Annotated in this window: 26 protein-coding genes and 2 pseudogenes; 21 read left to right on the forward strand and 7 right to left on the reverse strand. The window is 71.4% G+C overall.

Annotated elements, in window-relative coordinates; translation table 11 throughout:
* Positions 1-32 precede the first annotated feature (32 nt).
* On the forward strand, positions 33-257 hold the full coding sequence (locus FRZ03_RS22640; RefSeq protein ID WP_070025290.1) for a tautomerase family protein: 225 nt from the start codon (positions 33-35) through the stop codon (positions 255-257).
* A 35-nt stretch (positions 258-292) separates the two neighbouring features.
* On the opposite strand, the gene FRZ03_RS22645 is transcribed toward FRZ03_RS22640, so the two are convergent.
* Both FRZ03_RS22645 and FRZ03_RS22650 read right to left on the reverse strand, forming a co-directional pair.
* Positions 293-907 (reverse strand): hypothetical protein, encoded by a 615-nt coding sequence (locus FRZ03_RS22645; RefSeq protein ID WP_146466977.1) that lies wholly within the window; start codon positions 905-907, stop codon positions 293-295.
* A gap of 129 nt (positions 908-1,036) precedes the next feature.
* Positions 1,037-1,474: a hypothetical protein gene (locus FRZ03_RS22650; RefSeq protein WP_146466978.1), complete on the reverse strand. Its 438-nt coding sequence runs from the start codon at positions 1,472-1,474 to the stop codon at positions 1,037-1,039.
* A gap of 991 nt (positions 1,475-2,465) precedes the next feature.
* Between FRZ03_RS22650 and hemL the strand changes: the two genes are divergently transcribed.
* The 10 genes from hemL (at position 2,466) to FRZ03_RS22705 (ending at position 12,560) form a co-directional block, all read left to right on the forward strand.
* On the forward strand, positions 2,466-3,782 hold the full coding sequence (gene hemL, locus FRZ03_RS22660; RefSeq protein WP_146467008.1) for a glutamate-1-semialdehyde 2,1-aminomutase: 1,317 nt from the start codon (positions 2,466-2,468) through the stop codon (positions 3,780-3,782).
* 53 nt (positions 3,783-3,835) lie between these two features.
* Positions 3,836-4,495 (forward strand): histidine phosphatase family protein, encoded by a 660-nt coding sequence (locus FRZ03_RS22665; protein ID WP_146467009.1) that lies wholly within the window; start codon positions 3,836-3,838, stop codon positions 4,493-4,495.
* 285 nt (positions 4,496-4,780) lie between these two features.
* Positions 4,781-6,031 carry a polysaccharide deacetylase family protein gene (locus tag FRZ03_RS22670; protein WP_146466979.1) on the forward strand — a complete coding sequence of 417 codons (1,251 nt, stop codon included), beginning with the start codon at positions 4,781-4,783 and terminating at the stop codon, positions 6,029-6,031.
* A 141-nt stretch (positions 6,032-6,172) separates the two neighbouring features.
* On the forward strand, positions 6,173-6,763 hold the full coding sequence (locus tag FRZ03_RS22675; protein ID WP_186785565.1) for a TlpA family protein disulfide reductase: 591 nt from the start codon (positions 6,173-6,175) through the stop codon (positions 6,761-6,763).
* Between the two features lie 19 nt (positions 6,764-6,782).
* Positions 6,783-7,547, forward strand: a complete 765-nt coding sequence (locus FRZ03_RS22680) for a cytochrome c biogenesis CcdA family protein (protein WP_146467011.1) — start codon at positions 6,783-6,785, stop codon at positions 7,545-7,547.
* 3 nt (positions 7,548-7,550) lie between these two features.
* Positions 7,551-9,257 carry a cytochrome c biogenesis protein ResB gene (resB, locus tag FRZ03_RS22685; RefSeq protein ID WP_146466980.1) on the forward strand — a complete coding sequence of 569 codons (1,707 nt, stop codon included), beginning with the start codon at positions 7,551-7,553 and terminating at the stop codon, positions 9,255-9,257.
* Positions 9,254-10,354: a c-type cytochrome biogenesis protein CcsB gene (ccsB, locus tag FRZ03_RS22690; protein WP_146466981.1), complete on the forward strand. Its 1,101-nt coding sequence runs from the start codon at positions 9,254-9,256 to the stop codon at positions 10,352-10,354. The genes resB and ccsB overlap by 4 nt, the downstream gene beginning before the upstream one ends.
* A 25-nt stretch (positions 10,355-10,379) precedes the next feature.
* On the forward strand, positions 10,380-10,787 hold the full coding sequence (locus FRZ03_RS22695) for an SRPBCC family protein (protein ID WP_146466982.1): 408 nt from the start codon (positions 10,380-10,382) through the stop codon (positions 10,785-10,787).
* 67 nt (positions 10,788-10,854) lie between these two features.
* Positions 10,855-11,505, forward strand: a complete 651-nt coding sequence (locus FRZ03_RS22700) for an RNA polymerase sigma factor (protein WP_146466983.1) — start codon at positions 10,855-10,857, stop codon at positions 11,503-11,505.
* Positions 11,502-12,560 (forward strand): CU044_5270 family protein, encoded by a 1,059-nt coding sequence (locus FRZ03_RS22705; protein ID WP_146466984.1) that lies wholly within the window; start codon positions 11,502-11,504, stop codon positions 12,558-12,560. The genes FRZ03_RS22700 and FRZ03_RS22705 overlap by 4 nt, the downstream gene beginning before the upstream one ends.
* Position 12,561: 1 nt before the next feature.
* Here the strand turns inward: FRZ03_RS22705 and FRZ03_RS22710 are convergent, their stop codons facing one another.
* The 4 genes from FRZ03_RS22710 to FRZ03_RS22725 form a co-directional block, all read right to left on the reverse strand.
* A complete protein-coding gene (locus FRZ03_RS22710) occupies positions 12,562-14,109 on the reverse strand; it encodes an ABC transporter substrate-binding protein (protein WP_146466985.1) in 1,548 nt (515 codons plus the stop codon).
* Entirely contained in the window at positions 14,109-16,193 is a 2,085-nt protein-coding gene (locus FRZ03_RS22715) for a hypothetical protein (protein ID WP_146466986.1), read from the reverse strand. Before FRZ03_RS22715 ends, FRZ03_RS22710 begins: the two co-directional genes overlap by 1 nt.
* A gap of 86 nt (positions 16,194-16,279) precedes the next feature.
* The gene (locus FRZ03_RS22720; RefSeq protein ID WP_146466987.1) at positions 16,280-17,686 is read right to left on the reverse strand and encodes a condensation domain-containing protein; all 1,407 of its coding nucleotides are present in this window, start codon (positions 17,684-17,686) and stop codon (positions 16,280-16,282) included.
* 164 nt (positions 17,687-17,850) lie between these two features.
* Complete coding sequence (locus FRZ03_RS22725; protein ID WP_398660917.1) at positions 17,851-18,111, reverse strand: hypothetical protein; 261 nt, start codon at positions 18,109-18,111, stop codon at positions 17,851-17,853.
* On the opposite strand from FRZ03_RS22725, the gene FRZ03_RS22730 reads away from it, so the two are divergent.
* From FRZ03_RS22730 to FRZ03_RS22775, 10 genes and pseudogenes are all read left to right on the forward strand, one after another.
* Positions 18,037-18,462 (forward strand): ricin-type beta-trefoil lectin domain protein, encoded by a 426-nt coding sequence (locus tag FRZ03_RS22730; protein ID WP_146466988.1) that lies wholly within the window; start codon positions 18,037-18,039, stop codon positions 18,460-18,462. The genes FRZ03_RS22725 and FRZ03_RS22730 overlap by 75 nt on opposite strands.
* Before the next feature lie 108 nt (positions 18,463-18,570).
* On the forward strand, positions 18,571-20,022 hold the full coding sequence (locus tag FRZ03_RS22735; RefSeq protein ID WP_146466989.1) for a menaquinone biosynthesis decarboxylase: 1,452 nt from the start codon (positions 18,571-18,573) through the stop codon (positions 20,020-20,022).
* A 14-nt stretch (positions 20,023-20,036) separates the two neighbouring features.
* Positions 20,037-20,918 carry a menaquinone biosynthesis prenyltransferase MqnP gene (gene mqnP, locus FRZ03_RS22740; RefSeq protein WP_146467012.1) on the forward strand — a complete coding sequence of 294 codons (882 nt, stop codon included), beginning with the start codon at positions 20,037-20,039 and terminating at the stop codon, positions 20,916-20,918.
* Positions 20,919-21,014: 96 nt separating this feature from the next.
* Complete coding sequence (locus FRZ03_RS22745; RefSeq protein WP_146466990.1) at positions 21,015-21,665, forward strand: UbiX family flavin prenyltransferase; 651 nt, start codon at positions 21,015-21,017, stop codon at positions 21,663-21,665.
* A gap of 50 nt (positions 21,666-21,715) precedes the next feature.
* A complete protein-coding gene (locus FRZ03_RS22750) occupies positions 21,716-22,171 on the forward strand; it encodes an Lrp/AsnC family transcriptional regulator (RefSeq protein ID WP_070025304.1) in 456 nt (151 codons plus the stop codon).
* A 38-nt stretch (positions 22,172-22,209) separates the two neighbouring features.
* A pseudogene (mqnE, locus tag FRZ03_RS22755) lies at positions 22,210-23,349 on the forward strand (aminofutalosine synthase MqnE); the annotation flags it as partial.
* Positions 23,350-23,387: 38 nt separating this feature from the next.
* Positions 23,388-23,951: pseudogene (locus tag FRZ03_RS22760) on the forward strand (UdgX family uracil-DNA binding protein); the annotation flags it as partial.
* Positions 23,952-23,967: 16 nt separating this feature from the next.
* Positions 23,968-24,492, forward strand: a complete 525-nt coding sequence (locus FRZ03_RS22765) for a GNAT family N-acetyltransferase (protein WP_146466992.1) — start codon at positions 23,968-23,970, stop codon at positions 24,490-24,492.
* 75 nt (positions 24,493-24,567) lie between these two features.
* Entirely contained in the window at positions 24,568-24,867 is a 300-nt protein-coding gene (locus FRZ03_RS22770; RefSeq protein WP_146466993.1) for a DUF4229 domain-containing protein, read from the forward strand.
* A 93-nt stretch (positions 24,868-24,960) separates the two neighbouring features.
* The gene (locus FRZ03_RS22775) at positions 24,961-25,608 is read left to right on the forward strand and encodes a TetR/AcrR family transcriptional regulator (RefSeq protein ID WP_146466994.1); all 648 of its coding nucleotides are present in this window, start codon (positions 24,961-24,963) and stop codon (positions 25,606-25,608) included.
* Positions 25,609-25,614: 6 nt separating this feature from the next.
* On the opposite strand, the gene FRZ03_RS22780 is transcribed toward FRZ03_RS22775, so the two are convergent.
* Positions 25,615-26,424: a hypothetical protein gene (locus FRZ03_RS22780; protein ID WP_261399303.1), complete on the reverse strand. Its 810-nt coding sequence runs from the start codon at positions 26,422-26,424 to the stop codon at positions 25,615-25,617.
* Positions 26,425-26,534: the final 110 nt, after the last annotated feature.

Consider the following 26,534-nt stretch of genomic DNA (forward strand, 5'->3'; position numbering starts at 1 on the left):
CATCGACACACCGAGAGAAAGAACAACGAGCCATGCCCTTCGCCAACTTCAAGGTCCCCGAGAAGACCCTCACCCCGAAGCAGAAGGAACTGATCGTCACCCGCACCACCGAGCTGTACGTCGAGCTCTACGGCGAGCGCGCCCGCGCCAACACCATGGTCCTGGTCGAAGAGGTCACCGACGGCGGCTGGGGGATCGGCGGCGATGTGCTGACCCTGGCGATGCTCGGCGAGGCGACGCCGACCGAGGACGCCTGACCGTCCCGGGCACCGGCGGAACGGGCCCGGCTGGGCTACGAGCCGCCGGCCTCGCCCCAGGCGGTCAGGTCGAGGACGTACGCGCAGTGCGGGTCGTCACCGGCCGGGCGCCGGTACCGCCGTTCCTCCAGCAGCGACATCACCGAGCCCAGCACCGCCGGACCGGCGTTGTCGAGACGGACGTCCACCCCGACGACGCCGGGCCGTTCCTGCCGCTGCACGTACAGCCGGAGCCGGGTGGTGCCGCGCAGCAGGAACCCGACGAGGAACGGCATCTCCTCGTCACCCGGGTCGCTCAACGCCCGTAGCGTGCGCAGCACCTGGTCGACGGCCGGCTCCTCCAGGCTCCAGGCCACCTCGTCCTGTCGCAGGGGGACGAAGTGCATGCCCATGACGAGGCGGCCCGTCGGGACGGCCGGCCGGGCCAGGGCGTTGCGCAACAGCAGCGGAACCCAGCCGGGGGCCACGTCGTCGTCGCCGATCTCGTACAGGTACCCGGTGCCGTCGTCGGCGTGAAGCGCGATGCGTACGGATCCGGGGCCGGGCAGCACTCCGAGCAGACGGAAACCCGCGGCGAATCGCCCGTTGAGGTAGGGGAGCATCAGACGGACAACGGCTGCCTGATGCTCGCGGTCCTCCGGGTCGATCACGGGTGCGTCCAGGGGGAGTCGGTGTCTGGTTCCCCGCCCTCAGGGCGCCGGGCTGCGGCTGCCTCGGCACGGAGTCTCTTCCTCTGCTGACGAGCGCCACCTCGGTCAACACCGAGTGGCGCTTCTCCGTCAGGGCCACACCAGGCAATACGCCTGATGCCCCGCCTCATGCAGCCGGTGGCTGAAGTCCTGCCATTCGTGCAGCAGTTGGTACACGTTGAAGGCGTCCCGGGGGCCGCCCCGGTCCGGGACCGTGGACCAGATGAAGGCCGCGGCGCCGACGGCCTCCTCGCCGATGCCGCGCAGGGGGTCGACCACGGTCATGGGGAGTTTCACGACCGCGTAGTCGGGGTGCAGGACGACCAGTTCCAGGGGCGGGACCTTGTGCAGGGGGACGCCCTCGATGCCGGTCAGGACCATCGCCGCCATGGTCTCCGGCTTGATCCTGGTGAACATGCCGTTCATGCCCAGCTCGTCGCCGCCGAGTTCCTCGGGGCGCATCGAGATGGGGACACGGGCCGCCGTCGCGCCGTCGGGCGCGCCGAAGTACTTGTAGGTCACCCCCACTCGACCACCATTCCCGCTCCCCGCCCGGAGGCGGTCGGCCTGGTCCGTACGTTCAGCCCGCTCGGCCCTGTCGGGCCGGTTGGCCCGGCGGTCCTTCCGGCGCCTGCCCGCGCGCCCCGAAGCAGGGTCCGAGGGGCGGTCCGGGCCCCCCGCACGGTCCCGGCCGAAGGTCCGGTCCAGGTCCAGCGTCCGGTCCGGCGGAAGGTCCTGCGGCCGGCCGAGCGGAAGGTCCAGCGTCCGGTCCAGGGGAAGGTCGAACGCCCGGTCCCGCGCCGGGTCCAGCGGGCGGTCCGCCGGAAATTCCTGCGGCCGGCCAGGCGGAAGGTCCCGTGCCCGGTCGAGCGGAAGGTCCCGCGGTCGGTCCAGGGGAGGGCCGAACGCCCGGTCCCGCGCCGGGTCCGGCGGAAGATCCTGCGGCCGGCCGAGCGGAACGTCCCGTGGGAAGTCCCGTGTCCGGTCCAGTGGAACGTCCCGCGGTCGTTCCGGCTGCTGTTCACGCGTGCGCTCGGGCTGTCGGTCGTACCGGTCGGTCCCCCGGTCGTACCGCTCCGGTTCGGCCGCTGGGCCCGGGGTGTGACGTGCCTCGGTCGTGTCCTCCGCTTCGCGCCGGTGCCTTCCCCGCCGGGCACGTCGAGGACCCAGGTCATCGGTCCCCTCGCCCAGTCCGCCACCGCGATGCATATCTCCACCCGACTGCTTTTCTAGGACGCGTGGCCCCCGCCGCGCAACCCGATCATCGTGTCAGTGACCTCCCCCACGGCCGCCCGCCGAAACGTGCGGTGGAACAACAGTCCACGGGGATCTGCCCGGTCCCTGATCCTTACGTGCCCGCAGGAGCTGTGTGTGTCAGGTCTCAGTCTCGCAGATGGCGGACCGGAGCGGCGCGGAACGGCGGGCGGGCCGCCGTCGCACCGGTCCGGCGGCCTACCCTGAGGAGGTCACCCCGCAACCGGAGTCCGAGAAGTCGGAGAAGCCGCACATCATGAGTGCCCTGAGCGAAACGCCCTATCCCTATGAAGCGCCCGCCTCCCAGGCGCTCTTCGACCGTGCCTCGGTGGTCACGCCGGGGGGCGTGAACTCCCCGGTGCGCGCCTTCGGCGCCGTCGGCGGCACGCCCCGCTTCATGGTGTCCGGCAACGGCCCCTACCTCACCGACGCCGACGGACGGGAGTACGTCGACCTGGTGTGCTCCTGGGGTCCGATGATCCTCGGGCACTCGCACCCCGCGGTCATCGCCGCCGTCCAGGAGGCCGTGACCCGCGGCACGTCCTTCGGCACGCCCGGCGAGGGCGAGGTGGCGCTCGCCGAGGAGATCGTCGCCCGGATCGAGCCGGTGGAGCAGGTCCGGCTGGTGAGCAGCGGCACCGAGGCGACCATGTCCGCCATCCGGCTCGCCCGCGGGTTCACCGGGCGGTCCAAGGTGATCAAGTTCGCCGGCTGCTACCACGGGCACGTCGACGCGCTGCTCGCCGCCGCCGGCTCCGGTGTGGCCACGTTCGCGCTGCCCGACACGCCCGGTGTGACCGGCGCCCAGGCAGGCGACACCATCGTGCTGCCGTACAACGACCTCGAAGCGGTGCAGGAGGCCTTCCACCGGCACCCGGGCGAGATCGCCTGTGTGATCACCGAGGCCTCGCCCGGCAACATGGGCGTCGTGCCGCCGGACCCCGGTTTCAACCAGGGCCTCAAGGACGCCTGCCACAAGAACGGCGCCCTCTACATCTCCGACGAGGTCATGACCGGGTTCCGCACCAGCCGCGCCGGCTGGTACGGCGTCGACGGGGTCAAGCCCGACCTGATGACCTTCGGGAAGGTGATGGGCGGCGGGTTCCCCGCCGCCGCGTTCGGCGGCCGGGCCGACGTCATGGCCTACCTCGCGCCCGCCGGGCCCGTCTACCAGGCCGGCACGCTGTCCGGCAACCCCGTCGCCACCGCCGCCGGGCTCGCCCAGCTCCGGCTGCTCGACGAGGCGGCGTACGACACCGTCAACGCCACCTCCGCGCAGATCCGGTCCCTGGTCACCGAGGCGCTGAACAAGGAGGGCGTGGCGCACCGGGTGCAGAACGCCTCCAACATGTTCACGGTGTTCTTCACCGACCGTCGGGTGCGCAACTACGAGGACGCCAAGCGGCAGGAGACGCACCGCTTCACCGCGTTCTTCCACTCGATGCTGTCGAACGGCGTCTACCTGCCGCCGTCGGCCTTCGAGTCCTGGTTCGTGTCCACGGCCCACGACGAGCGGGCCGTGCAGAAGATCGCCGACGCCCTTCCGGCGGCGGCCCGGGCGGCTGCGGAGGCCACCGCGTGACCATCGGAAACAGTGTCGGCAACAGCGACAAGGACGTGACCGTCGTCCACCTCATGCGGCACGGCGAGGTGGAGAACCCGGACGGGGTGCTCTACGGGCGGCTGCCCGGCTACCACCTCTCCGAGCTGGGGCGGCGGATGGCCGACCGGGTCGCCGAGCACCTGGCCCCGCGCGACATCACGTACGTCTGCGCCTCCCCGCTGGAGCGGGCGCAGGAGACCGCCACCCCGATCGCCAAGGCGCACGGCCTCGACCTGGACACCGACGAGCGGCTCATCGAGGCCGAGAACGTGTTCCAGGGCAAGACCTTCGGCGTCGGCGACGGCGCGCTTCAGCGGCCCGGCAACTGGAAGCACCTGGTCAACCCGTTCCGGCCGTCCTGGGGTGAGCCGTACGTGGACCAGGTCGTGCGGATGATGGGCGCGCTGAACGCGGCCAAGGACAAGGCGCGCGGGCACGAGGCGGTGCTGGTCAGCCATCAGCTGCCGGTGTGGATCGTGCGGTCGTACGTCGAGCGGCGGCGGCTGTGGCACGACCCGCGCAAGCGGCAGTGCACCCTCGCCTCCCTGACCACGTTCACCTACCTCGGCGACAAGATCGTGTCCGTCGGCTACAGCGAGCCCGCGATCGATCTCGTCCCGGCCCATCTGCGGGCCGGCGCCAAGCCGCAGCAGGGCAAGGGCGCCGCGCAGGGGAAGGCGTTCGGCGCCTGACCACGGCATGGAACGGCCGGCAGCGGTTCCGGGGTCCGTCATCTGACGGGTCGTCCAAGGAATCCGACCGTCCAAGGAGTGCCCCGGGGACCGTCCAAGGCGGTCCCCGGACGCCCCCGGGGCACTCCTGGAACAGTCCCGGGGCACTCCGAGGACACTCCCAGGACACTTTGGATGTATTTGCCGGGAGTATTGCTAAAAACATATAAGTTCGCGGAACCTCCCCGATCGTCGCGCCCTCTGACTGGGTGACCACCATCACGCGCGACGAATCGGGGATCTTTCATGCGTACCGTCTCCCGGACACTCACCCGCAGGGGAATGCTCGGCCTCGGCGCGGGTGCGGCCGCCGCCGCCACGCTCACCGGCTGCGGGAGCCTCAAGTCCTCGGACGGCGGCGGACACGCGGGCGGTTCCCGCCAGGTGCAGGGCGGCGGGGAGCGGCCGGCCCAGCCGATCGGCGACGGCTCCACCGCGTTCACCGGCAAGCAGCCGGGGCAGCCCGCGAAGCCCGAACCGCTGGAGCCGGGCCAGACCCCGCCCCAGTTCGTCGTCTTCTCCTGGGACGGCGCGGGCGAGGTCGGCAACGGCCTCTTCCCGCGCTTCCTGGACCTCGCCAAGGAGCACGGCGCGCACATGACCTTCTTCCTCTCGGGCCTGTACCTGCTGCCCGAGTCGAAGAAGCGGATGTACCTGCCGCCGAACAACCCGCGCGGCGCCTCCGACATCGGCTACCTCACCGACGAGCACATCAAGGCCACGCTCACCAACGTCCGCCGGGCCTGGCTGGAGGGCCACGAGATAGGCACCCACTTCAACGGGCACTTCTGCGGTGAGACGCACGGCTCGGTGAAGTGGTGGACGCCACAGCAGTGGAAGAGCGAGATCGACCAGGCGAAGTCCTTCGTCAAGGAGTGGAGGACCAACACCGGCTGGCACGACCTGCCCGCGCTCCCCTTCGACTACGACAAGGAGCTGGCCGGCGGCCGCACCCCCTGTCTGCTGGGCCAGGACAACCTGCTGCCCACCGCCCGCGAGCTGGGCTGGCGCTACGACGCCTCCTCCCCGGGCGGCCGTCAGGTGTGGCCGGTGAAGCGGTCGGGGATCTGGGACCTGCCGTTGCAGCAGGTGCCGTTCCCCGGGCACTCCTTCGAGGTGCTGTCCATGGACTACAACATGCTCGCCAACCAGTCCGTGAACTCCACCAAGGCGCCCGCCTACAACTACCCGGGCTGGCGCAAGCAGTCCGCGCAGGCGTACATCGCCGGCTTCCAGCGGGCGTACGAGACGAACCGGGCGCCGTTCTTCATCGGCAACCACTTCGAGCAGTGGAACGGCGGCATCTACATGGACTCCGTCGAGGAGGCGTTCAAGCACATCGCGGCCGAGCGGGACAAGGGCGCCGACGTACGGCTGGTCTCCTTCAAGCAGTTCGTGGACTGGGTCGACGTGCAGAAGCCCGAGGTGCTGGCCAAGCTGCGCACGCTGGAGGTGGGTCAGCAGCCCGCCGGCGGCTGGAAGACGTTCCTCGCCTGACCGTCCGTCCCGGCTCCCTCGCCGGCTACCGCGTCTGACTCCCTTGTCTGAAATGTCCCGTGTAAATCGCTGTGAAATGCGGTTTTCCGCCCCGCAGGGGGGTGCGCGAGAACCCCGGGAACGACATGCGAAACTTTTCACATGAGTACCCGTAGCCGCGCCGTCCTGCTCAGCGTTGTGGCCGTCACCGCGGCCCTGTCCCTGTCCGCGTGCGGCAAGGGCGGCACCTCGGGCGGCGGCGGCAACACCAACTTCGTCACCGGCAACAACGGCATCGACACCGCGCCGGTGGGCAAGCGCGCCGCGGCCCCCGACCTCTCCGGCAAGACCATCGACGGCAAGGTCCTGAACGTCGCCGACTACAAGGGCAAGGTCGTCGTCGTCAACGTCTGGGGTTCGTGGTGCGGTCCGTGCCGCGAGGAGGCCCAGTACTTCGCCAAGGTGTCGAAGCAGTACGAGGGCAAGGGCGTGCAGTTCGTCGGGATCAACACCCGCGACACCAGCACCACCCCCGCGGTCGCCTTCGAGCAGGCGCACGGGATCGGCTACCCGAGCCTGTACGACCCCACGGGCAGGCTCATGCTGCGCTTCAAGAAGGGCACCCTGAACCCGCAGATGATCCCCTCCACGCTCGTCATCGACCGGCACGGCAAGGTCGCCGCGCGGGCGCTGGAGCCGCTGGACGACACCGCGCTGCTGAAGATGCTCAAGCCGGTCGTCGCGGAGAAGTGACGTGGGTCCCACTGTGACGCTGGCCGGCCCGGTGACGCTGGCCGCGCAGAACCAGACGGTGCTCCACGGGGCCCTGCTGGTCGCGCTGCCGCTCGCCCTGCTCGGCGGCCTCGTCTCCTTCTTCTCGCCCTGTGTCCTGCCGCTGGTGCCCGGCTACCTCTCCTATGTCACCGGGGTCGCCGGCACCGACCTGGCCGAGGCCCGGCGCGGGCGCATGGTGGCCGGCGCGGCCCTGTTCGTGCTGGGCTTCAGCGCCGTGTTCGTCTCCGGCGGCGCGCTGTTCGGCTCCTTCGGCTGGACACTCCAGGAGCACAAGGAGACGCTGTCCAAGGTGCTCGGCGTGGTCATGATCCTCATGGGCGCGTTCTTCATGGGGCTGATGCCCTGGTTCACCCAGCGCGAGTTCCGCCTCCACAAGCGGCCGACGGCCGGGCTGGTGGGCGCGCCGATAGTCGGTGCCCTGTTCGGGATCGGCTGGACGCCCTGCATCGGCCCGACCCTCGCCTCGGTGAACATCCTCGCGATGCAGGAGTCGAGCGCCGGGCGCGGGGCGACCCTGATGGTCGCCTACTGCCTGGGCCTCGGCGTGCCCTTCGTGCTGGCGGCCGTGGCCTTCCGCAAGGCCCTCGGCGCCTTCGGCTGGGTCAAACGCCACTACGTGTGGGTGATGCGCATCGGCGGCACGATGATGATCGTGACCGGTGTGCTGCTGCTGACCGGTGCGTGGGACAGCCTGGTGCAGCAGATGCAGACCTGGTCCAACGGCTTCACTGTGGGGATCTGATCGATGAGCAAGACCGAAACCGACAAGGGCCAGGAGGAGCTCGGCGCCGCCGGGTCCCAGCTGTCCACCGCCCCGCGCGAGGAGCAGCTCTCCGGTGTGCCCGCCATGGGCGTCATCGGCTGGATCCGCTGGTTCTGGCGGCAGCTGACCTCCATGCGGGTCGCGCTGCTGCTGCTCCTGCTGCTCTCGCTCGCCGCGATCCCCGGCTCGCTGATCCCGCAGACCGGTGCCGACCTCAACAAGGTCGACGACTTCCGGGCCGCGCACAAGACGCTCGCGCCGGTCTACGACAAGCTCGGGCTGTTCCACGTCTACAGCTCGGTGTGGTTCTCGGCGATCTACATCCTGCTGTTCATCTCCCTCATCGGCTGCATCGTGCCGCGCGCCTGGCAGTTCACCGGCCAGCTGCGCGGCCGGCCGCCGGGCGCGCCCAAGCGGCTGGACCGGCTGCCCGCGTACACCACCTGGCGCACGACGGCCGAGCCGGAGGAGGTGCGCGAGGCCGCGCTGAAGCTGCTGAAGCGGCGCCGCTTCCGTGCCCATGCCGAGGGTGACGCGGTCGCCGCGGAGAAGGGCTATCTGCGCGAAGTGGGCAACCTGATCTTCCACATCGCGCTGATCGTGCTGCTGGTCGCCTTCGCCTGGGGCCAGATGTACAAGTCGGACGGCACCAAACTGATGGTGGAGGGCGACGGCTTCTCCAACGCGCTGCCGATGTACGACGACTTCAAGTCGGGCAGCATGTTCCAGCCGGACGAACTGGTGCCGTTCAGCTTCGACCTGAAGAAGTTCACCGGCACCTACGAGACCAGCGGGCCCAACAAGGGCACACCGCGCACCTACCAGGCGAAGATCGAGTACAGCACGGGTACGGACGGCACCCGCAAGGCCAAGACCATCAAGGTCAACCAGCCGCTGCACATCGGCGCGTCCAAGGTCTACCTCGTCAGCCACGGCTACGCCCCCGTGATCACCGTCCGCGACGGCAAGGGCAAGGTCGTCTACCGCGACGCCGTGCCGCTGCTGCCGCTCGACGGCAACGTCACCTCCAACGGCGTGGTGAAGGTGATGGACGGCTACACCAGCCCGAAGGGCCTGAAGGAGCAGCTCGGCTTCCAGGCGTTCTTCGTGCCGACCTTCGACCCGAAGGCAGGCACGATGATGTCCCAGTTCCCGGCGCTGGTGAACCCGCTGCTCGCGGTCAACGCCTACCACGGCGACCTCGGGGTGGACGCGGGCATCCCGCAGAGCGTGTACCAGCTCGACACCACGCACATGAAGGCGTTCAAGGACGACAAGGGCCAGCTGCTGAAGAAGCTGCTGCGGCCCGGCGACAGCATGCAGCTGCCGAACGGCGCCGGCTCGATCACCTTCGACAAGGAGATCAAGCAGTGGGCCGGCTTCGAGATCGTCCAGGAGCCGGGCAGCGGCTGGGCGCTGGGCGGCGCGATCGCCGCGATCTTCGGCCTGGCCGGGTCCCTGTTCATCCAGCGCCGCCGGGTCTGGGTCCGGACGGTGCGCGGGGCCGACGGCGTGACGGTCGTCGAGATGGCCGGGCTCGGCCGCAGCGAGTCCGCGAAGCTCCCGGAGGAGCTGGGCGACCTCGCCGGAATCCTCTACGACCAGGCGCCGGGGGCACCCGACCCCGACGACGACTCTTCCCCCATCCCCGACCCTCACGTCGTACCTGCCGAAGGGGCTGAGAAGTGACTCTCGCCGCCGTAACAGAGCTGGCCGCCGGGACCAACGAGCATCTCGCCAGCATGAGCAACACGCTCATCTACTCCGCGATGACCGTGTACACCCTGGCCTTCCTCGCCTACATCGCCGAATGGATCTTCGGCAGCCGCAGCAAGGTGGGCCGCACGGCCAACGCGCTCACCGCGGACGACGCCCGGACGGCGAGCCGTCCAGCGGTCACCGTGAAGAAGGCCGGCGGCACCGCCGTGCTGGAGCGCCCCCAGGTCGTCGTCCGGGCCGCGGCCGGCTCCCGGGACGTGCCGGACGGGCCCGGCGCGCACGGCGGAACCGTCCAGGGCGACCTGTACGGCCGGATCGCCGTCTCGCTGACCGTGCTGGCCTTCGTGGTGCACCTGGCGGGCGTGGTGGCCCGTGCCGCCTCGGTGCGGCGGGCGCCGTGGGGCAACATGTACGAGTTCAGCATCACCTTCACCGCGGTCGCCGTCGGCGTGTACCTGGTGCTGCTGGCGCTGAGGAAGAACGTGCGCTGGCTGGGCCTGTTCCTGACCACCACGGTCCTGCTGCTCCTCGGCCTCGCCGTCACCGTGCTCTACACGGCCAGCGACCAGCTGGTCCCGGCCCTGCACTCGTACTGGCTGTACATCCACGTCTCCACCGCGATCTTCTGCGGCGCCGTGTTCTACGTCGGCGCGGTCGCCACGATCCTGTACCTGTTCAAGGACTCGTACGAGAACAAGCTGGAGGCCGGCCTGAAGCCCGGCTCCTTCGCCACCTCGGTGCTGGAGCGGCTGCCCGCCTCCGCCACCCTGGACAAGTTCGCCTACCGGGTGAACGCGGCCGTCTTCCCGCTGTGGACGTTCACGATCATCGCGGGCGCGATCTGGGCGGGCGACGCCTGGGGCCGCTACTGGAACTGGGACCCCAAGGAGACCTGGTCGTTCATCACCTGGGTCGCCTACGCCTGCTACCTGCACGCGCGGGCCACGGCCGGCTGGAAGGGCCGCAAGGCCGCCTACCTGGCGATGATCGCCTTCGCCTGCTGGCTGTTCAACTTCTACGGCGTGAACATCTTCGTCACCGGCAAGCACTCCTACGCGGGCGTGTGAGCCAGGGGTCGCCCACACTGGAGTCATGAGCGGTTCCATCGCACAGGGCACCAGTCAGACCCACGGGAACACGCACATACTCCACTTCCTGGTGCGGCTCCCGAGGCCCATGGAAGACGTCTGGACGGCGGTGGCCACCCCCGAGGGGATCGGGGCGTGGTGCACCGCCGTCGGCGTTCTCGAACCCCGTCTGGACGGCGCGGTCTCGCTGCGCGGCCTGGGCGCCGGCCGGATCACCGCCTGGGACGTGGACCGGGTGGCGGAGTACACGGTCGAGGGCGGCCGGCTCCGGTTCCACCTGGAGCGGGACGGGACGGCGGAGAGCGTGCTGCGCTTCACGCACGAGTTCCAGGGCGAGGGCCCGACGGACATGGACTGGCGCCGTAAATTCGAACAACTGATCGCCGTGCTGGGGGCGGGCTCCGGGGCCTGAAATCCCCCGGTCCGGCGGTGTGACGCAGGACACCGGAACGCGGTGCCTGCCGCGGACAACTGGCGGCGTGGACTATTCACTTCACGCCCGCATCCGAGCGGGCGATCCAGAGGCGTTCCGGGAGCTGTTCCGCGCCCATGCGCAGCTCGTCTTCCGGCACGCGGTACGGGTGTCCGGGGACTGGGCGACGGCCGAGGACGTCGTGTCGCTCACGTTCCTGGAGGCCTGGCGGCTGCGCGCCAAGCTGCGGGACGAGGGCGGGACACCGCGGCCCTGGGTGATGGGGATCGCCGTCAACGTGCTGCGCAACACCGCGCGGGCCGCCCGGCGCCACTCGGCCGCGCTGACCCGGCTGCCGGCCAAGGACACCGTGCCGGACTTCGTCGAGGAACTGGTCGGCCGCATGGCGGACGCCGAGGAACTGGCCGCGGCCGGCCGGGCGCTGGCCCGGCTGCGCCGGGGCGAGCGTGAGGTGTTCACGCTGTGCGTGTGGTCCGGGCTGAGCTACGCCGAGGCGGCCCAGGCCCTCGGGGTGCCCGTGGGCACGGTGCGCTCGCGGCTGTCGCGCACCCGCACCCGGCTGCGCAGGCTCGCCGCCGAGGAACTGGCCACCGGCCGCGGCGGACCGTACGAGCGGATGGAACCCGTCGGCGGCAGCGGACAACAACAGGGCGGCCGCACCACCGCGGCCCGGTCGGGAGAGGAGACGGACCGATGAAGCGGACACCGAGGTTCGGGGAACCGGACCCCGCGGAACTGGCCCGCCTGCTGCCGGCGCCCGGCGACCCGGAGCTGCCGCGCGACCGCCACCGCCAACTCGAGGACGCCTTCATGGCCCAGATCCAGCACCCCCAGGTCACCACCGCCGGCGAGCCGCCCGCCGAACCCCGACCGGCCCGCGGGCGCCTGCGCCGGCCGCTGCTGATCGGCGTCCCCGCCGCACTGGCCCTGGCCGGGGTGGCCGTCGTCGCCCTGAGCGCCACCGGCGGTCCGGGCGCGACGGAGCCCACCCCGGTCGCGGCCCCCGTCGTGGCGATCCAGCCGGGCTCGAACGTCGCGCTGGCCTCCACGGTCGAGCACATCGCCGACGCGGCCGGCCGCGGCGCCCTGCCGACGCCCCGCCCGGACCAGTTCATCTACGTCAAGAGCGAGGTGTCGTACACGACCACGTACGTCAACGCGGACACCGACACCTCCCGCACCTTGGTGCAGCCCCTGCACACCCGCGAGGTCTGGCTCTCGCCCGACGGGCACAAGGGCTGGCTGGACGAGCCCGGCTACCAGCCCGAGGGGGGCATCACCCTGGACAGCGACATCACCCGCAACTCCTACGACGAGACCAAGGCACTGCCCACCGACCCCGACGCGCTGCTGAAGAAGATCTACGCCCGCGCGAGCGGCGAGAGCGACCGGAACCAGCAGGCGTTCACCACCATCGGCGACATCGTCGGCGAGCAGGTGGTGCCGGCCCGGATCGCCGCGGCCCTCTACCGGGCCGCGGCCAGGATTCCCGGCGTCGTGGTGGTCCCGCACTCCCAGGACGCCGCCGGGCGCGACGGGATCGCGCTGGCCCGCCTGGACCCGGCGACCGGCGAACGCATCGAGTGGATCTTCGACCGGAACACCTACGCCTACCTCGGCAGCCGCGGCGTGCAGATCACCGCGGCCGGCGACGCCGAGCCGGGCACGGTCACCGAGCGCACCGCGATCCTGGGCCGGGCGGTGGTGGACGCGCAGAAGGTGCGGCCCGCGGCGTCCGGCAGGGCGTCCTGACTCACGCGGGCTTCAGGCAGCCGCTCTTGTCCAGCGCCTTCCCCTTCGGCCAGGCCAGCTGGACGAACTGGGCCCCGCCCTTGGTCAGCTTCACGATCGGGACGGCCTTGTCGTAGGGGTTGCCGTGCCTGTCCAGGCAGATCCAGCCGCTCGCGCCGGGCACCCGCAGCGAGCCGACGACACGCGGCCAGACGTTTCCGACGCTGTTGAGGGCGGGGATGTCCTCGCCCTGGGGCACCACCGCCCGCCGGATGCCTTCCACCGCGAGCCGCACCGCGTCGTAGCCGATGATCAGCTGGCCGTCGTCGAGCGCGACCGAGCCGATCGGCCCCCGCTTGTCGTCGTTGAGCAGCCCTTTGAGGACGTAGTAGTCGTCCGTGGACCCGCCGGTCTTCGGCGGGTCGTCCACCCAGGCGTCGGGGTGGGCGAGGGAGGTGTAGAGCACGGTGAGGTTCTGCTGGAGGGCCTCCTGGTCCAGGTCCTTGTCGTAGGTGAGGTAGGAGGCCTCGTCGCCGGTGAGGATCTGGAAGGAGTGCTCCTTGCAGCCGCGGCCGCCCAGCACGTTGACGAACTGCTGGAGATCGGCGTGCCGGCCCGCGAACAGGATCGTGTGGGTGTCCGGGGGCGTGTCGCACACGGTGTGCTTGATGTCCCGGAAGTCGGTCGAGGACTCGGACGGGGTGAAGGGCTGCTCCAGGACCGATGTGTACGGCGAGCCCTTCAGCAGCGTCCCGAACGACTGCTTGAGCGAGTTCGTGTACGGGTCGCCCGGGTCGGCGTACACCAGGATGGCCTTGTTCCCGTTCGGGTTCGCCTTGGCGTAGTAGGCGAGCGCGCGGGCCTCGTCGGCGTTGGTCGGCGCCACCCGGGCGAGACCGGGGAACGGGTTGGGCTTGCCGGGCTGCCCGTTGGCGAGCGTGTCGGCGGTGATGGAGGAGCCGACCACCGCGATCCGGTGCTCGGTCAGCTCCCTGACGGCGGCCTCGTTGGGGTCGGTGCTCTGCCCTATGCCGACCACCGCCCGCAGCCGGTCCTTGCCCCCGGTCATGCCTTCCAGCTGGTGGACCGCCGTCTTCCAGGTGTCCTTGCCGGTGCCCGAGTTCGCCAGCACCAGCCGGATCTTCGGGGACTGGTCCTCACGATTGTGGTTGGCCCAGTACTGCGCGAGATAGGCGCCCTGGAGCTGGTGCTCCACGTCGTTCAGATCGGTCGTCTCCTGCGAGCTGAACGGCAGCATCAGGGCCACCGTCACATAGGGGTCCGACTTCTGCCCGGTGAGCGAGTCGTTCTCCTTGCGGATCGACTCCACCACCTTGCTGAACCGGTCCTGCTTGAAGTCGTACGGCCCGGTCGCCACGCCCAGGCACTCCGTGCCGCCCGCCGGGCGCGACACCCCCGGCGCGCACTGCCGGACCTCCCGCATCAGGGTGCGCACCCCGAAGACCCCGCCGGCCACCAGCACCACCGCGAGCCCCAGGGACAGATACCGGCGCAGCGGGATCTCCCACACGTGCTCGCGTACCCAGCTCCCCATGCCCCCGACCGCCATCAGGCCTCCCCACGCCCGTCGTCCCCAGAGTCCTCCGGGCCTTCCAGCGGGCGCCCGGCCAGCGCGGCGGCCGGCCAGTCCCGGGAGGCCCGCCACAGCAGCGCGCCCGCCGCGGGGCGCAGATTGGACAGTTGCTCCAGCTCGAAGCGGAGCCGGTCGCACACCTTCGGATCGGGCAGCACCAGCGGGTCGGTCAGCTCCCACACCGCGTGCAGCAGCCGCCGCACCCGTAAGTGCAGTACGGCGTCCACGTCCTGCGGCACCGCGTACGCGGAGTCCGTGACCCCGAGCGCGACCACGGCCCGCCGGTTGCCGCGCCCGCTGAAGTCCCGGCCCTCGTCGTCGTGGGCGTGGAAGTAGGGCGCGGACGCGATGAAGCGCAGGGTGCGCAGCCATGCCCGGGGGTCGGCGGTGGCGAAGTCGTCCCGCAGCCGCGCCACCGCCGACTCGGTGTTCCCGAGCGCGAGTTCGTGGTGCAGCCGGTACGGCGCCCGCTCCGGCTCCGTGTAGTGGTCGATCAGGGTCTCGTGCGCGCGGCGCCAGGACGCGTGGTCCGCGTCGCGCAGGTGCAGCCGCAGCAGCAGCAGCGCCCGCACGAATGCGTCACCGACGAACTGGCCCGGTACGAGGGGCAGTCCCTCGTCGGCGAGCAGTCTCTGGAGGGCGCGGACGTCCGCGGGCCCGAAGGTGTCCGGCAGCAGCGCCGCGGCCAGGGCGCACGCCGAGTCGTGGTCGTGGGCGGCGGCCAGCACGGTCAGCTCCTCCAGGTACTCGGCCGGCACCAGCCGGTCCAGCAGCGCCTGGTGGGCGGGCAGCCCCCGCCGGTCCTCGGCCGGCCTGAACTCCGCGGTGAGCAGCTCGCCCAGCGAGGTCACCCCCGGCAGGTGCTGCGCGGCCGACTCGGCGAGCAGCACCACGCCCAGCGGGTTCCCGCCGGTCAGCCGGTGGGCGGCGGCCGGGAGGTGGGACGGTACGGCGGTGTCCGAGGACAGCGCGCCGACGATGTGCAGCGTGTCGTCGGCGCTCAGCGGGGACAGCGCGACCAGCAGGGCGCGCGAGGACGGCGCCGAGTCCGGCGCCCACTCGGTGCGCCGGGCGACCTCGGCCAGCTGCCGCCGCGTCGCGTTGGGCAGCTCCTCGCGTCCCTCGCCGCGCCGGGCGGCCACGAAGGCGACGCGGTCGCGGATGCCCTCGGAGCGGTCGCGCAGCACGGCCGCGGTCAGCTCGGGGCCCGGTGACGACTGGGCGTTGTCGAGCAGCACCAGGGGCCGGCCGAGGCGCTGCATCTTCGCCATGAACCCCGTGTACGCCTCGGTGAGGTCGGCGAGCAGGGCCCGTACCAGGTACCGCTCCGCGTGCTCGCGCGAGCCGCCGCCGTCCTGGAAGTGCTGGGACAGCAGGATCAGCCCGCGCTGGGCGCTGCCGCCCGCGTTCGGGTACGAGCGGTACCACTGGGACGCCTTCTGCTGCCGGTGGCCGGTGAACCCCTCGGCGACCGACTCCAGGGTGGCCTCGACCGCGCCCGAGACGAACGCGTTCCCGCCGGTGGCGGCCGCGACCACCTTCGCCGCGACCTTGGCCGCCCAGCGCCCGGCGAGCGAGCCGAACCGCCCGCCCCGCTCGTTCAGCAGCAGGATGCGTTCGACCTCCCGGCGGATGCGCTCCGAGTCGGCGTCGCCCCAGCCGCCGGCGGCCACCGCGACCAGGCCCGACATCAGCCGCGGGAAGGCGATCCGCCCGGCGCCGGTCACCGGCTCGGCCAGCTGCTCGGCGATCACCAGCAGCGCGAGGGCCGACGGCGACCAGGACTCGGGCGACCGGCCCGCGGGCGGCTCCGCGAACTGGCGCGCCGCGCAGTCGATCAACGCGACCGGCGTGTGCCCCTGGTAGGCCTCCCGCAGCTCGCCGAGCACCGCGCTCTTGCCCAGCCCCCGGGCGCCGGTGAGCACCACGAAGGGCGGCTCTTCCGGGTGCTCCAGAGCATGGGCGCGGTGGTGCCCGGGGGCCAGGCCCACCAGGCGCGGCGCGAGGCCGGCCGGCTCCGCGTCGAACAGGGCCCCCCGCCCGTGCAACCGTGTGTGCACAGCATCTCCCCCCTCAACGGCAGTGTAAAAAGGGGCAGTTGGTTGACGCCAGGGCCAGTGTTGTCCGATTGCGTAACGATGTGCGCTCACGACACCGCCGACAGGCGCCCGTGGCCCGCCGAGGCGATGTGGTCCCGCAGCCGCTCGACGTAGAGCCGCATGTTCTTCGCGGCCACGTCGGTGTCCGGGTAGCGGCTGGCCAGCCACAGTCCCTCGTGCTGCCGGTTCACCCAGACGCACACCTGGTCGCCGTACGACACCCGCAGCAGCGCGTGCGCCCGCATCTCCCGCCACCGCTCGGCGCCGGGCGCCGACCGGGTGTCCACGTAGGAGACGATCGAGTACAGGTCCGGCGAGGTCGGCCGGAAGTCCGCGCCGAGCAGCGCCAGCACCCGGGCCAGCGGCATCCGGGCCAGCGTCCGGTTGGCACCCAGCTCCGCCCGTACGGCCCGCAGCGCGTCCGGCAGGCCCCGGGCGCCGCCGACCGGCACCTCGATCGGGGCACCGCCCACGTACCAGCCCACCGAGTCGGTCCAGCGCGAGCGCACCCGGGTGTGGAAGGGCACCACCGTGCGGTAGACCGACTGCCCGCCCAGCTCCTGCACGATCAGCGCGGTCGCCGCCAGCACCCCGACCAGGGCCCCGCCGTACGGCCGGCAGTACGTTTCGAAGGCGGCCGCCGCGTCCGCGTCCGCGAGCGGTTCGCAGAGCATCGCCTGCCGGGGCAGCGGATCGCCGGGCGAAAGACCGAGGTCCACCGGGAAGCCCGGCAGGGTGCCGCCGCCGCGCCGGATGAACTCCCGCCAGCGCGCCACGATGTCGTGCCCGCCGTCGAGCCGGTCCGCGTCCGTCCGCTCCAGCTCGCAGAAGTCCACGTAACTGGCGGCGGGGGTGCGGGGCTCCTCGGCGCGGCCGCCGCGGACGGCTTCGTACAGCTCGCTCACCTCGGCGGCGATCCGGGTCAGCGAGTAGGCGTCCACGTTGCTGTGGTCGAAGGCCATGTACACGCTGGCGGAGTCCTCGCGCACGACGGCCGTGTAGATGAGGTTCGGCCAGCGCAGGGCGTCCGCGACGGCGTCGAACCGGTCCTGGAGATGGCGCACGAGCCGGTCGGCGTCGGTGAACTCGCCCACGTCCGCCCGGCTCAGCCGCACATCGGCGGGATCGAGGGTGAACCGGCGCAGCTCCTCACCCACCCAGCGGAAACCGCTGCGCAGCGTCTCGTGGCGCAGTGTCCAGGAGCGCAGCGCCGCTTGCAGGGCGTCGAGGTCGACCGGGCCCGGCAGGTCGAACGCGGTGCCCAGCCAGGTCGGCACGAACAGGCCGTCCTCCCGGACGCACCTGGCGGTCCGGATGTGCGACTCCTGGATGTAGGCCGGCGGCCGGGAGTCCTCCGGCAGCCGCGTCGCCGCCGCGACGGTGGCCGGGCTCAGCGTCCACTCGACGAGCCGTCCCGGCCGTACCCCGCAGCGCTGGATGTCAGTGATTCGCACGCGTCTCCCATCGCAGAAGGGGGCCCCTGCTGGATGCGGGCCCCCCGTCAAGGCAATGACGCGGGACGCGGCCGGGACATGCCCGACGGTGGCATTTCAACGGATCGGGTGGCAGGCCGAACGGGGAAGTGATTAACCGACGGTGACCCTCGTGCCGCCGCTTCTCAGCCGTCCCCCGCGGTGTCCGCCGCGACCGACCGCCAGATCCGCTCGGGCAGCAGCACCGCGGCCCGGTCGAGATCGACGTCACCGACCCCCGACAGCCACCGCCGGGCCACCGCGACCACCGGTCCGAGGATCAGGGACTCGATCAACGGCGCGGGCAGCGGCGCGAGTTCGCCCCGTTCGACATGGCCCTCGAGCCACTGCCCGAGCGGCGAGACCCGCGCCTCCTGGGCGTCGCGCAGCCGCTGTCCGTCGGCCATGCCCCGCCGGTCCGCGGACGCGGCAAGTGCCTCACCCAGGTCTACGGCGCCGTCGGCTTCGGCGGCTGCTCCGACTCCGCCGCCCGCTGGACCTTCCGCAGCGCGTCCGGCGGCACGGTGAAGATCGTCAACGTCTCCACGGGCGCCTGCCTCAGCTCCAGCATGAAGGGCCAGAACGCCGCCGTCGCCGACTGCGGCAGCATCAGCTCCGCCATCCTGTGGCACACCGGCTCCGGCAACACCCTGAGCACGGCCTTCGACGGCGGCTGCCTCGCCCTCTCCTTCGGCGGCAACGTCTCCACGCAGACCTGCCGGCCGGGCACGGCCGCGCAGAACTGGGCGAGGACCTGAGGAGACCCGCCCCGCGGCACCGGCCGAAGGGCGCCGCCGAGCGCCCCGGAACGGCTCGGCCGGGCCCGGTTGCCGGGCCCGGGGGGCGGGTGGCCGATACTGGGACGCATGGCTTACGACGATCTTCGCTCCCTGCTCCGGGCCCTGGAGCGCGAGGGAGACCTCAAGCGCATCAAGGCCGAGGTCGACCCCTACCTGGAAGTCGGGGAGATCGTCGACCGGGTGCAGAAGGCCGGCGGACCGGCGCTGCTCTTCGAGAACGTCAAGGGCTCGGCGATGCCGCTGGCCATGAACGTCTTCGGCACCGACCGCCGGCTGCTGAAGGCGCTGGGCCTGAAGTCCTTCGGCGAGATCTCCGAGAAGATCGGCGGGCTGCTGCGGCCCGAGCTGCCGCACGGCTTCGTCGGCGTCCGCGAGGCGTTCGGCAAGCTCGGCGCGATGGCGCACGTGCCGCCCCGGAAGATCAAGGAAGCGCCCGTGCAGGAGGTCGTCCTGCGCGGCGACGACGTCGACCTCGACCGCCTCCCCGCCCTGTTCACCTGGCCCAAGGACGGCGGCTCCTTCTTCAACCTGGGCCTGACCCACACCAAGGACCCCGAGACCGGCATCCGCAACCTGGGCCTGTACCGCCTCCAGCGCCACGACCGGCGCACCATCGGCATGCACTGGCAGATCCACAAGGACAGCCGCAATCACTACCAGGTGGCCGCGCGCCGGGGCGAGCGCCTGCCGGTCGCCATCGCCTTCGGCTGCCCCCCGGCCGTCACGTACGCCTCCACCGCCCCGCTCCCCGGCGACATCGACGAGTACCTGTTCGCCGGGTTCCTCGCGGGCAAGCGGATCGAGATGGTCGACTGCAAGACCGTGCCGCTCCAGGTCCCGGCCCAGGCCGAGGTCGTCCTGGAGGGCTGGCTGGAGCCGGGCGAGATGCTGCCCGAGGGCCCCTTCGGCGACCACACCGGCTTCTACACCCCGCAGGAGCCCTTCCCCGCGCTGAAGATCGACTGCGTGACGATGCGCAGGCGCCCGCTGCTCCAGTCGATCGTGGTCGGCCGGCCCCCGACCGAGGACGGTCCCCTCGGCCGCGCCACGGAACGCTTCTTCCTGCCGCTGCTGAAGATCATCGTCCCGGACATCGTGGACTACCACCTGCCCGAGGCCGGCGGCTTCCACAACTGCGCGATCGTCTCGATCGACAAGAAGTACCCGAAGCACGCGCAGAAGGTGATGCACGCGATCTGGGGGGCCCACATGATGTCCCTCACCAAGCTGATCGTGGTCGTGGACGCCGACTGCGACGTCCACGATCTGCACGAGGTCGCCTGGCGCGCCCTCGGCAACACCGACTACGCCCGTGACCTCACGGTCGTGGAAGGCCCCGTCGACCATCTCGACCACGCCTCCTACCAGCAGTTCTGGGGCGGCAAGGCCGGGATCGACGCCACGAGGAAGTGGCCGGAGGAGGGCTACACGCGCGACGGCGGGTGGCCGGACATGGTCCTGTCGGACCCGGATACGGCGGCCCTGGTGGACCGCCGCTGGAAGGAGTACGGCCTGTGAGCACGGCCGCCGCCATGCCCCGGCCGGGGCGCACCAAGGCGTTCCTGCGCCTGGTGATGATCGAGCACTCGGTCTTCGCGCTGCCCTTCGCGTACATCGCCTCGCTGACGGCGATGTACGAGTGGGACGAGAACATCCACTGGGGCCGGTTGCTGCTGGTCACGGTGTGCATGGTCGGTCTGCGCACGTTCGCGATGGCCGTCAACCGGATCATCGACCGCGAGATCGACGCCCGCAATCCGCGTACCGCCCACCGCGAGCTGGTGACGGGCGCGATGTCGGTGCGGCACGCCTGGACGGGCGCGCTGGTCGCCCTGGTGATCTTCCTGGGCGCGGCGGCGCTGCTGAACCCGCTGTGCCTGGCGCTCGCCCCGGTCGCGGTGATCCCGATGGTGGTCTACCCCTACGGGAAGCGCTTCACCAACTTCCCGCAGGCCATCCTGGGCCTGGCCCAGGCCATGGGCCCGATCGGCGGCTGGCTGGCCATCTCCGGCACCTGGTCCTGGGACGCGGTGGTCCTCGGCCTCGCGGTCGGCATCTGGATCGGCGGCTTCGACCTGATCTACGCCTGCCAGGACGTGGAGACGGACCGCGCCATCGGCGTGAAGTCGGTGCCGGCCCGCTTCGGTGTCCCGGCCGCGATCCGGGGCGCCCGCGTCTGCCACACGATCACCACCGCGCTCTTCGTCTGGTACGCCCTCGCCACCCACGCCGGCCCGTTCTTCTGGCTGGGCCTGGTGATCGTCGCCGGTGCCTTCCTCTACGAGCACTCCATCGTCCGCCCCAACGACCTCTCCCGCCTCAACCGGGCGTTCTTCAGCGTCAACGGTTTCATCGGGATCGCCCTGTTCGTGTGCGCTCTGCTGGACCTGCTGGTCCGGGGTCTGTCCGTCTGAACCCGGCGCCCGCGCCCGGGTCTTGCCCCCACCCGGCCTGAGCCCGGGTGGGCGCGCCGGTACGCTCAAGGTGTGAACGCAGGAGAAACGCGGCGCGTGCCTTGGATCGTGGGGGTGTCCGGAGCTTCCGGGACTCCCTATGCGGCTGCCGTGCTGCGGGCGCTGCTGGGGGCGGGGGAGGCGGTGGACCTGGTGGTCAGCCGGGCCTCCCGGCTGACGCTGCTGGACGAGACGGGGATCTCGTTCCGGGACGCCCACTGGCAGGACGACCTGCGGGAATGGCTGGCCCGGGGCGCCGACGGCAAGCCCGGGACCTTCGATGTGGACCTCACCGGGGTGCGGTACTGGAACGCGGGCGACCTCGCGGCGGGGCCGTCCTCCGGCTCGTATCCGGCGAAGGGCATGCTGATCGTGCCCGCCTCCACCGCCTGTGTGGCCGGCGTCGCGCTCGGGCTGTCCAAGGACCTGCTCCAGCGCACCGCGAGCGTCATGCTGAAGGAACGCCGGACCCTGGTCGTCGCCGTTCGGGAGACCCCGCTGAACGGCCAGACCCTGCGGCACCTCGTCGCCCTGGACGACGCCGGCGCCTCGGTCGTCCCCGCCTCGCCCGCCTTCTACGCGGGCGCCACCCACATCCAGGATCTGGTGGACTTCGTCGCCGGGCGGGTGCTGGACGCGGCGGGTGTCGAACACGGCCTGTACCGGCGCTGGCGCGGCGAGCTGGGCGGCGGTACGACCCAGCAGTAGCGCTCTATCCCTCATCACTCGAGAACTCTTCAGCGGAAGGCTTCGATCGCATGGACGCGGTGGACAGGCAGCTCATCCAGGCCCTGAGGGAGAACGGCCGGGCCTCATACGCGGAGCTGGGACGCCTCGTCGGGCTGTCGGGCCCCAGCGTCACCGACCGCATCAACCGGCTGGAGGCGGCCGGGGTCATCACCGGTTACCGTGCCACGGTCGACTCGGCCTCCCTCGGCCTCGGCGTCACCGCCCTGATCGGCATCTCGCTCTCCGACGCCGCCGATCACGAGGACGTGGCGCAGCGGCTGCGGGACCTCAAGGAGATCGAGGACTGCTGGTTCATCGCCGGCGACGACTCCTTCATGCTCAAGGCGCGGGCGACCGACGTGGACGGCCTGGAGCGGATCATCCGCCGGCTCAGCGGCACCAAGGGCGTGTCCCGGACCCGTACCACGATCGTGCTCTCCACCAAGTGGGAGAACCGGGTCGGGGAGCTGCCGGAAGAGGTCTAGGGATACCGTAGGCCGGACTGTCGTAGAAAGGTGTTGGCATGGACGTCGGGCTCAAGCGCGAGCTGGAGGAGAAGGTCCGTTCCGGTGAGCGGCTGACCCGCGAGGACGGCATCGCGCTGTACGAGTCGGACGATCTGGCCTGGCTCGGCGGCCTGGCGCACGAGGTGCGGACGCGCAAGAACGGCGACGTCGTGCACTTCAACGTCAACCGGCACCTGAACATGACGAACGTGTGCACGGCCTCCTGCGCGTACTGCTCCTTCCAGCGCAAGCCGGGGGAGAAGGACGCGTACACGATGCGCATCGAGGAGGCCGTCAAGCTCGCGAAGGCGATGGAGTCGGAGAACCTCACCGAGCTGCACATCGTCAACGGGCTGCACCCGAACCTGCCGTGGCGGTACTACCCGCGGTCGCTGCGCGAGCTGAAGGCGGCCCTGCCGAACGTCTCGCTGAAGGCGTTCACGGCGACCGAGATCCACCACTTCGAGACGATCTCCGGTCTGTCGGCGTCGGAGATCCTGGACGAGCTGATCGACGCGGGTCTGGAGTCCCTCACCGGCGGCGGTGCGGAGATCTTCGACTGGGAGGTCCGTCAGCACATCGTGGACCACAAGACCCACTGGGAGGACTGGTCCCGCATCCACCGGCTGGCGCACGAGAAGGGTCTGAAGACCCCGGCCACCATGCTCTACGGCCACATCGAGGAGCCGCGCCACCGCGTCGACCACGTCCTGCGGCTGCGTGAGCTCCAGGACGAGACGGGTGGCTTCCAGGTCTTCATCCCGCTGCGCTACCAGCACGACTTCGTGGACATGAAGGACGGCAAGGTCCGCAACCGCCTCCAGGCGCGGACGACGATGGCGACGGGCGCGGAGGCGCTGAAGACCTTCGCGGTCTCCCGGCTGCTGTTCGACAACGTCCCGCACGTCAAGGTCTTCTGGGTCATGCACGGCGTCCAGACCGCGCAGCTGGCCCTCCAGCACGGCGCGGACGACATGGACGGCTCGGTCGTCGAGTACAAGATCACCCACGACGCGGACAACTACGGCACGCCGAACAAGCTGACCCGCGAGGACCTCCTGGACCTGATCCGCGACGCGGGCTTCCGCCCCGTGGAACGCAACACGCGCTACGAGATCATCCGCGAGTACGACCCCGCGGACCCGTCCCGCCGCGATCGGGCAGGAAGGGGACGGCGGTGTAGGCGTCTTCGGGGGCGGCCGACTGCCGTGGTTGCCCGCTGCACCTGCACGCGACCCGGACGGTGTTCGGCGAGGGGAACGCGGACGCCCGGCTGATGCTCGTCGGGGAGCAGCCCGGCGACCAGGAGGACCGCAAGGGCAAGCCGTTCGTCGGCCCCGCGGGCCACCTCCTGGACCGGGCGCTCAAGGAGGCCGGTCTGGACCCCGCGGACGCGTACGTCACCAACGCGGTCAAGCACTTCAAGTTCACGCGGACCGAGCCCCGCAAGCGCAGGATCCACCGTGCCCCCACCCTCAGGGAGATGACGGCCTGCTCCCCTTGGCTGGAAAGGGAGCTGGCGCTGGTCGAGCCCGAGCTGATCGTCGTGCTGGGCGCGACCGCCGGCAAGGCCCTCCTCGGCTCCTCCTTCCGGGTCGGCCAGGTCCGCGGCACCGTCATGGAGGAGGAGATCCACGGCCACCGCGAGCGGCTGGTCCCCACCGTCCATCCCTCCTCCGTGCTGCGCGCCGAGGACCGTGACACGGCGTACCAGGGCTTCCTCGCCGATCTGAAAGTGGCCGCGCGCGCCCTCGGGTAAGGGATACGATCCTCCCGTGGCCCTTACCTTCACGCTGGAACCCCCCATCACCCCCGCCCTCCGTGACCAGGTCCTCGACCTGTGGACGGACGTCTCCAACGCGGGCGGCGCCGTCGGCTTCGTCCCGCCGGTCGCCCGGGAGCAGGTCCGCCCGGAGCTGGTGCGCCACTTCGTGCAGATGACCGAGGGCCGCACCCGCCTCCTCGCGGGCCACGACGCGCACGGCGACCTGGCCGCCGTCGCCTTCCTCGCCCGCTCCGCCGACCCCCTGTCGGCCCACACGCTGGGGCTGTACTCGGTGATGGTGCACCCCAAGCACCAGGGCAAGGGCCACGGCCGCGCCCTGATGGCCGCCGCCGAAGCCGCGGCCCGCGCCACGGACGGCATCGAGGTGATCCGGCTGTCCTGCCGCGGCGGCCACGGACTGGAGCGGTTCTACGCCGGTCTCGGCTACCGGGAGGCCGGCCGGATTCCCGGCGCCGTACGGGTCGCGCCGGGCGACGACCGCGACGAGATCATCATGGTGCTGCCGCTCGGCTGACCCCGCTGCATGATCGCCCGCGAGACGTGCTTCACTGGGCGATGACCCCTTTTGGATTCGGACGAGTGGATTGAGATGCTCCGCTACACGCTGATGCGCCTCGGTATCTTCGTGGGCTGCCTCCTGGTCGTCTGGGGAGCCGTCTACGCCGGCATCTTCCCGCGCGGCCTCGGCAGCTCCAACGGCCTGTGGATCCTGCTGCTCGCCCTGGTCGTCTCGGCGCCGATCAGCTGGGTGGCGCTGCGAAGGGAGCGGGACCGGGCCTCGCTGCACATCGTGGGCCGGGTCGACCGGATGAAGGCGAACCTGGAGGCGAGCCGCACCCAGGAGGACATCGCCGACGACGCCGCGCGCGCCCAGAGCCAGGTGTCGTAGCGCCGGTCCCGGCCGGCCGCGGCGACCGGTCCGCCCGGACCGGGATCGCAGAAGATCACCTGGGCTCGTCACGGGCCCCTTACGCTTGCCCTCATGGGTGCCGTCAAGAGCAAACGGATGCCGAGGGCGGAGCGCGAGCGGCAGATGCTCGACGCCGCGGTGGAGATCATCGGCCGGCACGGCTACACGGCCGCGTCGATGGACGACATCGCCGAACTGGCGGGCGTCTCCAAGCCGTTGGTCTATCTGTACCTCAACTCCAAGGACGACCTCTTCACCGCCTGCATCCGCCGCGAGGCCGCCGCCCTCACCCGTGCGGTACGCGCGGCCGTGCGTCCGGACCTGCCCGCGGAACGCCAACTCTGGGACGGCGTCCAGGCGTTCTTCACCTACACCGCCGAGCACCCCGACGGCTGGACCGTCCTCCACCTCCAGGCCCGCACCCACGGCCCGAAGTTCGCCGCCGAGGCCGACGCGATGCGCGCGGAGATGGCCGCCTTCGTCACCCGTCTGATCGCGTCCGCCGCACGCGAGTCCCACCCCGCCTGCGACCTGCCCGCCCATGAGGTCGCCGGCCTCGCCACGGCCCTGATCGGCTCCGCGGAGACCCTGGCCGACTGGGCCAACACCACCGACGGCGTCACCGCCGCCCACGCCGCCACCACCCTGATGAACTTCGCCTGGTCGGGCCTGGGCAACCTCATGACCGGCAACCACTGGACCGCGCCGGACCCCGCCTGAGCCGGGTCAACGCGCCCCGGGCGCCGGGGAGTGCGACGGGAGCAGCGCGGGGGACAGCGGTTCCAGTGACGCGCACAGGGCGGCCGGGAAGGCGGGCTCCGCGCGCCTGACGTCCCGGCAGCCGCCGGCCGCGGTCCGGGTGATCGGCTGCCAGCCGGCCTTCCGCGCCCGGAAGAACCAGCGGTCGCCCTGCCGGGAGGTGCAGGCGGGGTCGTCCGGGTCGCCGCAGATCGGTCCGGTGCGCCAGGAGAGGTCGAGTACCAGCCATTTTCCGTCGCACCTCTGTGCCTCCCGGTACGTGTGCAGGGGCACGTCGGCCGCCCGCGACGCCTGGTCGTAGGAGGCGGCGGTGCAGCCGGTGGCCGGCGGTGTGCAGCCCAGTTCCCCGCACTGCCGCAGCGCGGGCGGCCGGGCGCCCCGCGCGGTGAAGCGCGTGGAGTTGTCGACGATCACGTCCCGGTCGCCCAGCGGTTCGGGCAGCCTGACCTTCGCCGTGCTCCCGCGTTCCTCGGTGCACCCGGACGCCCGGTCCCCGGACGGCGAGACGAAGGTGAGCTGCACCCGCACGAGATCCGTCATCGGGTCGGTGAGCACCGCCTTCAGCCCGCGCACGCACGCGTCCGCGCCGCTGGGCACCCGTGTGTCCAGGAGCAGTGTGCGGCCGTCCGCACCGACCCGGACCCCGGTGACCGCGGAGGGCTGCATCGTGGTCCACGGGATCGGGGTGGCCGTCCCCGGTGAGGGCGGCTGCCCGGCCACCCGTGTCCCGCACGCGCCGAGCAGCAGCATGCCCACGGCACAGAACAACGCGGCCACGGCCGCTCGACGTCTCCCACCTGTCGCCAAGAGCGCTCGCCCCCCCGGTACGCGCCTGTGTCGCGAGGGCGATACAGGGCTGCGGGCCGGGAGCGGCCCCGCGAAAGACC

It is taken from the genome of Streptomyces misionensis (genome assembly GCF_007896895.1).
Taxonomy (GTDB): Bacteria; Actinomycetota; Actinomycetes; order Streptomycetales; family Streptomycetaceae; genus Streptomyces; species Streptomyces misionensis_A.

Excerpts from the sequence above, each read along its gene's own strand:
- FRZ03_RS22640 (WP_070025290.1), top strand. The coding sequence starts at position 33 with ATGCCCTTCGCCAACTTCAAGGTCCCCGAGAAGACCCTCACCCCGAAG.
- FRZ03_RS22665 (WP_146467009.1), top strand. The coding sequence starts at position 3,836 with ATGCGGCACGGCGAGGTGGAGAACCCGGACGGGGTGCTCTACGGGCGG.
- FRZ03_RS22670 (WP_146466979.1), top strand. The coding sequence starts at position 4,781 with ATGCGTACCGTCTCCCGGACACTCACCCGCAGGGGAATGCTCGGCCTC.
- FRZ03_RS22675 (WP_186785565.1), top strand. The coding sequence starts at position 6,173 with ATGAGTACCCGTAGCCGCGCCGTCCTGCTCAGCGTTGTGGCCGTCACC.
- resB (WP_146466980.1), top strand. The coding sequence starts at position 7,551 with ATGAGCAAGACCGAAACCGACAAGGGCCAGGAGGAGCTCGGCGCCGCC.
- FRZ03_RS22695 (WP_146466982.1), top strand. The coding sequence starts at position 10,380 with ATGAGCGGTTCCATCGCACAGGGCACCAGTCAGACCCACGGGAACACG.
- FRZ03_RS22705 (WP_146466984.1), top strand. The coding sequence starts at position 11,502 with ATGAAGCGGACACCGAGGTTCGGGGAACCGGACCCCGCGGAACTGGCC.
- FRZ03_RS22710 (WP_146466985.1), bottom strand. The coding sequence starts at position 14,109 with ATGGCGGTCGGGGGCATGGGGAGCTGGGTACGCGAGCACGTGTGGGAG.
- FRZ03_RS22730 (WP_146466988.1), top strand. The coding sequence starts at position 18,037 with ATGGCCCTCGAGCCACTGCCCGAGCGGCGAGACCCGCGCCTCCTGGGC.
- FRZ03_RS22725 (WP_398660917.1), bottom strand. The coding sequence starts at position 18,111 with ATGGCCGACGGACAGCGGCTGCGCGACGCCCAGGAGGCGCGGGTCTCG.
- FRZ03_RS22735 (WP_146466989.1), top strand. The coding sequence starts at position 18,571 with ATGGCTTACGACGATCTTCGCTCCCTGCTCCGGGCCCTGGAGCGCGAG.
- mqnP (WP_146467012.1), top strand. The coding sequence starts at position 20,037 with ATGCCCCGGCCGGGGCGCACCAAGGCGTTCCTGCGCCTGGTGATGATC.
- FRZ03_RS22750 (WP_070025304.1), top strand. The coding sequence starts at position 21,716 with ATGGACGCGGTGGACAGGCAGCTCATCCAGGCCCTGAGGGAGAACGGC.
- FRZ03_RS22770 (WP_146466993.1), top strand. The coding sequence starts at position 24,568 with ATGCTCCGCTACACGCTGATGCGCCTCGGTATCTTCGTGGGCTGCCTC.
- FRZ03_RS22775 (WP_146466994.1), top strand. The coding sequence starts at position 24,961 with ATGGGTGCCGTCAAGAGCAAACGGATGCCGAGGGCGGAGCGCGAGCGG.